Origin of the sequence: Frankia nepalensis (genome assembly GCF_016786325.1) — a bacterium.
GTDB lineage: Bacteria > Actinomycetota > Actinomycetes > Frankiales > Frankiaceae > Pseudofrankia > Pseudofrankia nepalensis.
Genome location: NZ_JADWYU010000043.1, coordinates 1 through 11,570, shown reverse-complemented (window position 1 = coordinate 11,570; position 11,570 = coordinate 1). Strand labels below are relative to the sequence as shown.

Genomic DNA, 11,570 nt, shown 5'->3' with positions numbered 1-11,570 from the left:
CTCGATCGGCACCGCGTTGCTGAGCACCATCGCCACCACCGCGACGGCGAGCTATCTGGCCGCCCACCCGGCCGCGGGGGGGGGGGGGCCCCCCCCCCCCCCCCCAGCCCGGTCCGTCCGTGCGGGCCCGGGCCGAGTGCCGACGCGGCCGCCGGGTCGGCTCGCCTACACCGCAGGGAGGAACAGGTGCCTGGTCAGCGGAGGGCGGCGTGGGCCGGCTCGTGGCGGCGGCGCGCCGCCGGGTTGGCGGTCCCGGTCGCGATGGCCGCGGCGACGGCATGCGGCGGCTCCGGCGGCGACCTGCCCGACAAGGACGGCGCCGCGGTGGTGATCGGTCTCGTGACGTCGAGTGAAGCGAATCCGTTCGCGCTGAAGATGCTGGACGGCGCCGAGCGAGCTTCCCTGGAATACGGGGCGACACTGATGACGGCCGCGGGCAGGTTCGACGGGGACACCGCCAGCCAGGTCACGGCGATCGAGACGATGATCACCTCCAAGGTGCACGGAATCCTCGTCGAGGCCACCGCCGACCCCGCGGTGACGGCCGCGCTCCGGCAGGCCCGGGCGGCGGGCATCACGGTGATCGCCCTCGGCTCGTCCAGCGACCCGCCGTCCGACGCCGACGCGGTGTTCGGAACGGACGACTTCCGGGCCGGCCATGTCGGAGGCGAATACGCCAAGGCGGCGCTCGGCGACCGGACGCCCGTGGTCGCGATGCTGGACCTGGCGCCAGGCTCCCTGCCCGGGGCGCACCGGCACAACGGTTTCCTGGCCGGAATGAAGCTGGCCGACGTCGACGACGGCGCTACCAAGGCGATCGCGGCCCCCGGGGTCGCGTGCAGCGAGCCCACCTACGGGCAGCAGGACATCGCCCAGACGGTCCTCGAGGAGTGCCTCGCGGCGAATCCCGAGGTGAACGTCGTGTTCGCGATCGACGACGAGGTGGCGGCGGGCGCGCACACGGCCGCGCTGGACGCCGGGAGACCGGACGTCCTCATCGTCTCGGCGGACGGCGGGTGCGCCGGCGTCAACGCCGTCGCCGAAGGGCGGATCGCGGCGACGGCGCAGCAGCATCCGCGGGCAATGGCCGAGCAGGGCGTGGCCGCCGTCGTGTCCTCGGTCCGGGAGAGCGAGAAGGTGACCGGTTTCCATGACACCGGCGTCACGCTCATAACGGCCACGCCGCGGTCGGGTGTCGAATCCGCCGACGTCGCCACCGGGCTCTCCGACTGTTGGGGCTAAGAAGCGCCCGCCGGCCGGCGCCGGCCTCCCTTCGGCTGGGACCCGCTCTCCTGTGTCGCAATTGTGTCTGGCTAGACTTCCGTACCGGAGGGGCAACGACTCGCGAGCCGAGGGCTGCACCATGACCCGTTCTCTGTCCAGTCCGTGTGTTAGACACCGAGTGTCGACGCCCAATCTACGCCTTCTCATCGGTACCGTTCTTTCATTGTTGCTGGTCGCGAGCTGCGGGCTGGATCGTCCGGCCGGCGGCGCGGGGCCGCGCATCGTCTCCGTCGACGACTCCGTCATCGGCGCGGCGCTTCACCAGTTCGACTTCTCAGGCGGATGGACCTGGTCTCAGGGCGCCGGGAAGTTCCAACAGGGTGACCACTATTCGGGAACAACGGGAGACCAATACTCGATTAAGTTCTCCGGCGGGAGGGTCGCGCTGTTCGGCGCGCGCGCGCCGTGGCACGGAATCGCCAAGGTGCGCCTCGACGGCGAGGAGCGCCCCGACATAGACCTGTACGCCCCGACCCGGGCGGACCAGGTGGAATTGCTTTCCGTCCACGGCCTGGGGGGCGGCACGCACGAGCTGACCGTGACGGTCAGCGGCCAGAAGAACCCGCTGTCCGAGGATTACATCGTCACCGTCGACCGGATCGACGTCGAAGGCCCCATAAGCACGGCCACCACCGGCCCGTCGCCGAGCCAGGGCCCGTCGCCCAGCCCCACGCCCGGCTCGGAGCCGACCGGGCAGCCGGCCGACGGGATCGTCCGGGCGGCCGGGACCTCGCTGAAACTCAACGGCCAGACCTACCGGTTCACCGGGGTGAACGCCTACGAGCTGGCGACGTACTGGGACGTGAACGCCGGGTGCGGGGGGCAGGTCAACGACCTCGACGCGTTCTTCGGCTCGCTGCGGCCGAACAGCATGGTCCGGACGTGGGCGTTCCAGGACCTGGCGACCAACAAGCACACCGGCAAGCGGGACTGGACCGGTATCGACCGTGTGGTGAAGGCCGCGGAGCGGCACGGGCAGCGGCTCATCCTCACCATCGGCAACCACTGGGCGGACTGTGACCAGCCGAAGAAGGGGAAGGAGTGGTACGAGGACGGTTACCGCGCGGTCCAGCCCGGGCAGCCGACGTCCTACTGGGACTACCTCCGTGAGGTCGTCGAGCGCTACCGGAGCTCGCCCGCGCTCGGCATGTGGGAGCTGCTCAACGAGCCCGAGATCGCCTGCGGCTCCACGCCCGTGCTGCGTGAGTTCTTCGACGTCGCCGGTGGCGAGCTCAAGCGCCTCGACCCGGTCCACCTGCTCGGCTCCGGCGTCATCGGCGGCACCCAGTGCGGCCTGCGCGATCAGGACTACGTGACGGTTCACCAGAGCCCGGCGATCGACGTCCTGAGCTTCCACGACTACAACCGGGACGACGAGGCGCTCTCGTCGGAGGTCGCCCTGCGACTCCAGCAGATGGCGAAGCTCGGCAAGCCGCTGGTGGTCGGCGAGGCCGGCATCAAGGCGGGATCCGACGCGGGCTGCCTGTCCACCGCGCGTCGGGCGGCGAAGTTCGAAGCGAAGATGACCAAGCAGTTCAGCGGCGGTGTCTCGGGTTTCCTGGTCTGGAACTGGATACCCGGCACCGAGGGGTGCGACTACGGCATCTCGGCCGGCGATCCGACGCTCGCGACCATTCGCGACTTCAATCTGGGCTCTGGCGAGGTGGGCGCGCCGCCGCCGACGTCCGCGCCGTCTCCGACCGCCTCGGCGACGGCGAGCCCGGTGTCGCGGGCCGGGCCGCCGATGGGCTTCAACCACTACAACCACTTCGGCAACACGATCAACGAGGGAATCGTCCGCGAGATCGTCGACGCCATGGTTCGCAACGGCATGCGTGAGGCCGGCTACGTGTATGTCAACATCGACGACAGCTGGCAGGGTGAACGCGACGCGAACGGGAACATCCGGACCAACAGTCAGTTCCCGAGCGGTATCGCGGCGCTCGCCGACTACGTGCACAAGCGAGGCATGAAGCTCGGGATCTACACGACACCGACGGCCAAGACGTGCGCCGGCCGGACCGGTAGCGAGGGGCACGAGAAGCAGGACGTGCAGGCGTTCGCGAACTGGGGAGTCGACTACATCAAGCTCGACTGGTGTGGTGCCGACTACTCGCCGGACGGTGCCGCCGCGATCGCGAGGAAGTGGAAGGAAGCCATAGCGGCAAGCGGCCGGCCGATGGTGCTGTCCATCAACGCCGGGGGAACGCTGCACGTACCGCCGTGGGCGAGTGAGATCGTGAACCTGTGGCGCACCGGCGACGACATCTGCTCCAGCTGGTACAACCAGACCCGCGATCCCGATCCGGCGTCGAGCTGCCGCGGCAAGCAGCCGGCCGGCATCCGCGACTACCTGTTCAACAACACCGCGGGGAACGCGCCCTTCGTCGGCCCCGGTCACTGGGCGGACCCCGACATGCTCGAAGTGGGTAACAAGGGGCTTTCGTTCGAGGAGGCCAAGACCCACTTCAGCATGTGGGCCATGTGGTCGGCACCGCTGCTGGCCGGCAACGACCCCCGGCAGATGACCGGCAGCGACGATGCAAGCCGGATCCTGCTCAACACCGAGGTGATCGCGGTGGACCAGGACCCGCTGTCGGTGATGGCCACGAAGGTGCGCGATGACGGTGGTCTGCAGATCTGGCGAAAGCCGCTCGCGGGCGGCGGCCAGGCGGTGGCGCTGGTGAACACTCGGGACGAGGCCACGACCATGACGTTGTCGTGGCGGGATCTCGGCTGGACGAGTGTGAGCGCCGTCCGAGACCTCTGGCGCCACGCCGACCTGGCTCCGGGCGGCACGGGCTACACCGGCAGCGTCCCGGCCCACGGGACCGTGATGCTGCGCGTCGCCGGGAGTTAATGGCGCGTCATCGGGGCGGCGCGTCATCGAACCGAGGTGGTGACGCGCCGCCTTTCCGCGCTCGGCGCTGGCCCGCGGCGCCCGGGCGGAGATCGAGCAAGGCCGCGCCTCGGGAGGGGACGATCAAGCCCGCGGCTCCGTGTCCAGCGGTCAACCGGTCGGTACGCTAGGCATGGCTTCGTGGCGCGCCGATGCGCACGGGTGCCGCACGGCGAGCGGCGGGCCGCCGGACCGTGCGGCTGGGGAATGGTCATGCGACGGTACGGTCGCGTGGCGGCAAAGAGGGTGCGGTTTCATGACAGGGACGTCCGAGGACGAGTCGACGCCGCGAATGCCCCGATCGGGGTACCAGACGGACACGGTCGCGGCGGCCGTCCAGACGACTCCGGACGGCACACCGGCGCGGATCGCCGGTCGGCTGGTGCTCTGGCGCCGGATGGGTGGCCTGGTCTTCGGGCACATCCAGGACCGCAGCGGCCGGGTGCAGATCTCGCTCGCCCGCAACGACCTGGGCGAGGAGACCTTCAAGGCGTGGCACAGCTCCGCGCGGGTCGGTGACTTCGTCGGCGTCACCGGGACCGTCTACACCACCCGCAAGGGCGAGCGGACCGTCGCCGCGAGCGACTTCACCGTGCTCAACAGGGCGGTGCGGGCGCTTCCGGACAAGTGGCACGGCGTCGCCGACGTCGAGACCCGCTATCGGCGCCGCTACCTGGATCTGCTGGCCAACCCCGAGTCGCGGGAGCGGTTCCAGATCCGCTCGCGGGTGATCAGCAGGATCCGTCGTTTCCTGGACGAGGCGGACTTCCTTGAGGTCGAGACCCCGATCCTGACCGACGCCGCCTCCGGCGCCGCCGCCCGCCCGTTCATCACCCGGCACAACGCCCTCGGCGAGGACTTCTACCTGCGCATCTCGCCGGAGACCTACCTCAAGCGAGTGGTCGCGGGCTCGTTCGACCGCGTGTACGAGATCGGCCGCAACTTCCGCAACGAGGGCATCGACCCCTCGCATCTGCAGGAGTTCACGATGCTCGAGTGGTACGCGGCGTACTGGGACTACCGCGACAACATGAACGTCGTGCGTGAGCTGATCCGCGCCGTCCTGGACGACGTGGTCGGCTCCCGGGCGGTCACCTACGAGGGCGTCAAGCTCGACTTCGGCGCGGACTGGCCGGTGCTGGACTACCGCGAGGAGGTCCAGCGGCGCACCGGCGTGGACCTGCGGGTCGTGCGTGACTTCGAGACGCTGAAGGAGAAGTGCGCGGCGTTCGGCCTCGACGTCACCAAGGCGGTCTCCTACGCCGGGCTGGTCGACCTGCTCTACAAGAAGACGGTCCGCCCCGAGCTGGTGCAGCCGTGCTTCCTGGTCGGCCACCCGGTCGAGCTCGTGCCGCTGGCGCGGCGCAACGACGAGGACCCGACCAGGCTCGACATGTTCCAGGTCGTCGTCAACGGCTGGGAGATCGTCAAGGCCTACTCCGAGCTGGTCGACCCGGTCGACCAGCGGGCCCGGCTCGAGGAACAGGCCGAGCTGCGGGCCGCCGGGGACGACGAGACGATGATGCTGGAAGAGGACTTCATCGAGGCGATGGAGTACGGCATGCCGCCGATGTCCGGCCTCGGGCTTGGCATCGACCGATTCGTCGCGCTTCTCACCGACGCCCCGACGCTGCGCGACGTCGTGCTCTTCCCGTCCATGCGGGGCGCGAAGGGCGGCGAGGGCGCTCCAGCCGGCGAAGACCCGGCCGAGCGTGCTCCGGCCGAGAATGCTCCGGCGGTGGCCCCCGGCCCCAAGCCGACCGGAGCCCCCGGCAGCTGAGCGCGGGCCCGTGCCCCGGGCCCGGGGCACGGGCCTCGTGGGTGTACTCGCGCGGGCCTACCCGTGCCAGACCCGCGCGTCGTACAGGACGACCTCGCCGTAGGCGCCGGGCGGATCGCCCTGGGCGAGGTTGGACTGTGTGTAGCAGCCCGCCTTGAAATAGAGGCCGGACCGCCGCAGTGGGATGGTGGCCCGCGTCCGGTGGTTGTACTCGATCGCGACCATCCCATCGGCCACGACCAGCCGCACCGTGAACACCTCGCCGAGTCGGTAATCGGTGTCCAGGTCGACCAGGTCCTGGCCGTCGTACTGGACGAACAACCGGTCGCCCTCGAGTCGGATCATGAGAACGTAGCCGTCGCCGTCGTGGATCTGCCCGGCGACGACCTTCGGCTGCGCGGACGGCACGTTGGTGATCGCCTGGCGCAGGAACAGCACGTGGACGCCGGAGGTGCTCGACCAGGCGGCGTGCTCGCCGCTCCTGGTCATCTCGCGCAGTTCGGAGCGCGGGTAGCTCGAGCCGGGGGTCGTGGCGCCCTCGACGGGCGCCCGGAACCGGACGCCCTCGCCGCCGGCGGCGGCGGCGAAGTAGGGATCGAGGACGAAGTCCCTCAGCGCCGGCCACCGCACCTGGACGGCCGTGACCCCGTTGCCCGGCTCGGCGCCCGGCGCGCTCGTGAGCGGCAGCGTCAGCTTCCAGGGCGAGAGGTCGAGAAGCCGGGCGGGCGGCGGCGCGGTCTCGCCCACGCCAGCCACCGGGCTCGGCGGACCGCCGGCGGCGGCCCCGGCCGTGGCCGAGCCGCTCCCGCCCTGGCCGCTCCCGCCCTGGCCGTCGTGGGGCGGGTGGCTCACGACCGGATGGCCCATGACCGGCACGCCGCCGGTCATGGGCGGCGGTTCGGCCAGGCAGCCGGTGAGCGTCGCCAGGAGGAGCGCCGCTCCCAGCGGGCCGCGGGCTCGCGGCAGCCGGCGCCGGCCCGCGGGTGGCGGGGGCGGACCACCGTCCGGGGATGCTGAGGTCATCCGCTCCGACCCTCCCGGTGTGGTCTCCGCCCGGTCCTCGGGGCGTCGGCCCGTCGATTGTCGGCCGGGCGCCGACGGCGCGAGCGCTGCCGCCGGGGTGTGTCCCACCGGTGTCCACCGCGGCGCGCGCGCATGTCGCGATTGACGGAAACGGAATGGACGAACGGGCGGAGTCGAATTTTTCCGTATGCGGCGCGATGTCACTTCCTCTTATCGTCAATCGGTTGCAGCGATATCACCGGTTGCCGGGCCGTGATTCACGAACCTGTTACCGGGGTGGTCCTTGCCTGGCTCTGAAGGCCCTGTAGTCTTTCGGCTGCGCGGCGTATCCGAATATGCGTACCGCGTAGCGCCCAATCGCCAAAGAATGCGGCCGGCCAGTCACACGATTCCTGACGGTCCTCCTGCCGCCAGCCCGGGCCCGGCGGGGCCCCGAGGCGGACAGCCGGCCGACCTGTCGTCTCCCCCATGACGCCGGGCACGCCGCGCGGCGTAAACGAGGAGTAACCAGTGAGAATATTCATCATCGGGTCCGGGGTGGTCGGGACCGCGACCGGCCGGGGATTCGTCGAGGCCGGCCACCGGGTCACCTTCGTCGACGTGCGGCCGGAGCGGGTCGACGAACTGGCCGCCCTCGGCCTGGACGCGCGCACGCGCCTCGACCTGGCGACCGAGGAGGCGTCGTTCGTCTTCCTCACGCTGCCGACGCCGAACGACGGCACCCGGTATGACCTCACCGCGTTCCTCGACGGCACCCGCGCGGTCGGCCGGGCCCTGCGCCAGGCCGACGCGGCGCACACCGTCGTCGTGCGCAGCACCGTGACGCCCGGCACCACGGAAGGGCTCGTCGGCCCGGTCCTGGAACGGGAGTCCGGGCTGCGCCAGGACAGCGGCTTCCTGCTGGCCAGCAACCCCGAGTTCCTGCGCGCCGCCTCCGCGGAGGCGGATTTCCGCTGGCCGTGGATGACCGTCGTCGGCGCGCGCAACAAGCGGGTCCGCGAGCGGCTGGCGGAACTGTTCACCCCCTTCGGCGGCATCCTGCGGCTCTTCGAGGAGCCGATGACCGCCGAGCTCGTCAAGTGCGCTCACAACATTTTCAACGCCACCAAGATCTCTTTCTGGAACGAGATGTACGCGGTGGCGCGGCGTCTCGGGCTGGACCCGGCCAACGTCGCGGGCACCGTCGCCCGCTCGGCGGAGGGGTCCCTCAATCCGGAGTACGGCATCCGCGGCGGCGCGGCCTATGGGGGTGCCTGCCTGCCCAAGGACACCATGGCCTTCCTGGGCTTCGCCGACACGATCGGCGTGGAGATGCCGCTGCTGCGCGCGGTGGTCGAGGTCAACGACCGGACTGCCACGGGCCTCGTCGAGGCCGTGGACCCCACGGTGGCCGCCGTGGGTGCCCTCGGCGGCCACGGATGGCCCGGCCAGCGGGTCGACGTCCCCGAGCAGCCGACCGGCGACCGAATGGTCGCGCGGGTGGCGGAGAGCCCGACGCGGTGACCGGCGGCGCCGCGACGGCCGGCCCGGCGTGCGCGGGAGGTGCGCGATGAGGACCTGGCTCCCCTGGCTGGGACTGGTGGCCTTCCTACGGCCCATGATCGAGGTCTTCATCCTCGCGATCGGCGAATGGTGGTTCCACGCGGGTTTCAAGGAAAACCGCTCCCTGTTCCGCCGCTACATCATCCAGATCACGACGGTGGGCCGGGAGCAGGACCGGGTGAACGAGATCATCCGGGAGATCCGCTCCTATCCGATGACGATGGACTACCAGATCTGGGTGGTGAACGAGCCCGGCAACGACGACGTCTACCCGGATGCGGACCGGGTCGTCACCGTGCCGCTCGACTTCAGCTGTGTCGCGCAGTTCAAGGCCCGCGCGCTCGAGTACAGCCGGCTCGTCCGCCGCGAGCTGGGTTATAACACCGCCGACACGAAGATGACGTTCCTCGACGACGACACGTCGCCCACCTGGGAGTACCTGGAGACCGCCTACGCCGGCGACTACGACATCTGCCAGGGGGTCACCGCTCCCCGGATCGGCTACGGCGCCCGCCCGTTCAGCCACTTCCTGCTCAGCCACATCGACGATCTGCGGTTCCACAACTGCATGACGTACTGCTCCTCGTTCCAGGGGATAGTCGGCCGCCCGCTGTTCGTGCACGGCGAAGGGCTGACGATCACCGGCTACACGGAGGAGACCGTAACCTGGGACTGGCGGATCTTCGCCTCCGAGGATCTCACCTTCGGCTGCAACGCGGCGGCCAAGGGCCTGCGCTGGGGCTTCTTCCACGAGTACATCCAGCTGACCTCGCCATGGACCTGGAAGGCCTACTTCAAGCAGCGACGACGCTGGATGTGGGGCAATATCCACGCGATCGTCAACCGGGACGTCCTGCCACTGGGAGCCGCGATCCGAATCGCGATCCGTTACTTCCTCAGCCTGTTCACCTTCCTCGCCTCCGGAATCTCGATCGCGCTGATCCTGACGCACACGATCGACGTGCCGGGCTGGGCGCACTCCTTGTTCTGGTGCTCGCTCGCGGTCTGGCTGCTCAACTTCGCGCTGTCCGGCTGGGTCAACGCCGGCCTTCGCCAGCCCGACCAGAGCGCCGCGCGGTTCTGGCTGAACCGGGTCGCTCAGACGTTCGCCGCGGTCCTGCTCGCCCCGGTCACGGCGACCTTCACGATCGTCGCGCTGATCACGACCCTCTACATGGGCAACCCGCGCAGCTTCGAGGTCATCGCGAAGACCGCCGCCACCAGCGGCCAGCGCGAGCAGGGCGGCCGGGCGCTGCTCCGGGAGGGAGCCCGGTGAACGAGAGGGGAGACTCGCGCGGTGCGCGCCCCGGCCAGGAGGCCGGCCACCCGCGGGAGGCCGGCCACCAGCAGAGGGCCGGCCGCGGGGAAGGCCCGGCGACGGAGCCGACCCTGGTCGTCAGCGTGGATGTGCCTGCCCAGCGGACCGGGCAGCCCGGCGAGGCCGGCGGCGGCCGGGCCGGCAGCGGCGGCGCGCGGCGGGCGGCCCTGGCCGCGGCCAGGGCGACGGCGTCCGGCGCCCGCGGCCGCGGGGTCTACTCGCTGCTCGCCCTCATGACGCTGCTGACGGCCGTCGTGCTCAGCGTCACCGTGGGGCGCGACTACCAGCCGCTCCGCTCGACGACCCAGCCCTTCCACCGGCACAGCCAGGACCCGTCCTTCGACCCGATCAGCAACGTGCTGCGCGGGCTGCCGCCGAACACGATCAACAACCAGTCGAGCACCCCGGATCAGGCAATCCGGGCCATGGCGGTCAGCCAGGCCGAGATCGCCCTGCTGGCCGGCGGCCGGCTGATCCGGACGATCCCGCTGGCCACGCCGGCCACCGGGCTGCCCGAGCTCGCGGCGGCGGTCGGCGACCCGTCCTGGCTCGAGTACGACGGCGGCGGTCAGGTGACCGTGCGGGCCGCGCTGGTGGTCGTCGGCGGGGCGGCGCTGGGGATCGCCGCGCCGGTGAGGGACGTGGTGCTGGAGTCGCGGCGCGGCGTCCTGCTCGGCGCGGACGGCGCGGCGCTCGCGCTGGACGGGGTGCACGTCAGGCCGAGCTCGGCCCACCCCGACCCCGACTGGCGCGCGGTCGACCAGAACCAGCCCTTCGTGTTCGCGAACAACGATGCCACCCTGGTCATCTCGAACAGCCATCTGAGCCATATCGGCCGGGACTGGAACAGTTCTTACGGGATCTCCTGGGCGGACGGCTCGACCGGGAGCATCACGAACAGCGAGGTCGACAACACCTTCATCGGCGTGTACACGGACAAGGCGCGCGACATCACCGTCGCGAACAACTGGTTCCACGACAACACGCTGTACGGGATCGACCCGCACAGCGGTTCCACCGGAATCGTCGTCCGCCAGAACCTGAGCGAGCGCAACGGCCGGCACGGGATCATCTTCTCCGAGGACGTCACCGGCAGCCTGGTCGAGAACAACATCACCCGGAACAACCACCTGAACGGCATCATGATGGACGCCGGGAGCACGGGGAACCGGATCGTCGGCAACACCGCGACCGGCAACCGAGGCGACGGCATCGTGCTCGCGTCCTCGCCCGACAACGTGCTCGAGCGGAACATCGTCACCCACAACCGGGTCGGCATCCACGTCCACGGCGACGGCGGCACCGAGGGCATCACGATCCGGGACAACCACGTCGCGGGCAACCAGCTCGCGTCGCAGGGCATCGCCCTGGCGGGCAACGACGTGATCGACAACGGCGACCAGTGGCGCCCGCGGGTCCTCGCCGTGATCTGGTCGCTGGTCCCGATCACGGTCGTGCTGCTGGTGAGCGGCACCGCGGTCCTGCGCCGGCGCCGCGGCAGGTCCGGCAGCCGGCGAACGCGGGTGACGGCGGTGGGTGCCCGTGCATGACACCCCGGTCCATCACACGCCGGTCCGCGGGCACGCCCCGCCGGCCCCGCGCGGGCCGGCCCGGGGCGCGACACCCGAAAGGCGCGGGCATCGCGAGGCCCTGGGGAACCACGCCGCCGCGCCGGCCGACACTGCGCCGGCCGACACTGCGCCGGCCGCCCCCGCGCGGGCCGC

The 11,570-nt window shown here is 70.8% G+C and carries 7 protein-coding genes; 6 read left to right on the top strand and 1 reads right to left on the bottom strand.

The genetic code is table 11. The features are described from left to right. Positions 1-186: 186 nt before the first annotated feature. From I6A81_RS02040 to lysS, 3 genes are all read left to right on the top strand, one after another. Positions 187-1,242, top strand: coding sequence for a substrate-binding domain-containing protein (locus I6A81_RS02040; RefSeq protein WP_307874408.1), 1,056 nt, complete (start codon positions 187-189; stop codon positions 1,240-1,242). 205 nt (positions 1,243-1,447) lie between these two features. Continuing rightward, positions 1,448-4,144 (top strand): cellulase family glycosylhydrolase, encoded by a 2,697-nt coding sequence (locus I6A81_RS02035; RefSeq protein ID WP_238441437.1) that lies wholly within the window; start codon positions 1,448-1,450, stop codon positions 4,142-4,144. A 295-nt stretch (positions 4,145-4,439) separates the two neighbouring features. After that, on the top strand, positions 4,440-5,963 hold the full coding sequence (lysS, locus tag I6A81_RS02030) for a lysine--tRNA ligase (protein WP_203004837.1): 1,524 nt from the start codon (positions 4,440-4,442) through the stop codon (positions 5,961-5,963). A 57-nt stretch (positions 5,964-6,020) separates the two neighbouring features. On the opposite strand, the gene I6A81_RS02025 is transcribed toward lysS, so the two are convergent. Then, on the bottom strand, positions 6,021-6,986 hold the full coding sequence (locus tag I6A81_RS02025; protein ID WP_203004836.1) for a polysaccharide lyase family 7 protein: 966 nt from the start codon (positions 6,984-6,986) through the stop codon (positions 6,021-6,023). 510 nt (positions 6,987-7,496) lie between these two features. On the opposite strand from I6A81_RS02025, the gene I6A81_RS45395 reads away from it, so the two are divergent. The 3 genes from I6A81_RS45395 to I6A81_RS02010 are packed head-to-tail and all read left to right on the top strand — an operon-like array spanning position 7,497 to position 11,396. After that, on the top strand, positions 7,497-8,489 hold the full coding sequence (locus I6A81_RS45395) for an NAD(P)-binding domain-containing protein (protein ID WP_203004835.1): 993 nt from the start codon (positions 7,497-7,499) through the stop codon (positions 8,487-8,489). A 46-nt stretch (positions 8,490-8,535) separates the two neighbouring features. After that, entirely contained in the window at positions 8,536-9,804 is a 1,269-nt protein-coding gene (locus tag I6A81_RS02015; RefSeq protein WP_203004834.1) for a glycosyltransferase family 2 protein, read from the top strand. Beyond that, positions 9,801-11,396, top strand: coding sequence for a right-handed parallel beta-helix repeat-containing protein (locus tag I6A81_RS02010; RefSeq protein WP_307874406.1), 1,596 nt, complete (start codon positions 9,801-9,803; stop codon positions 11,394-11,396). Before I6A81_RS02015 ends, I6A81_RS02010 begins: the two co-directional genes overlap by 4 nt. Positions 11,397-11,570 lie beyond the last annotated feature (174 nt).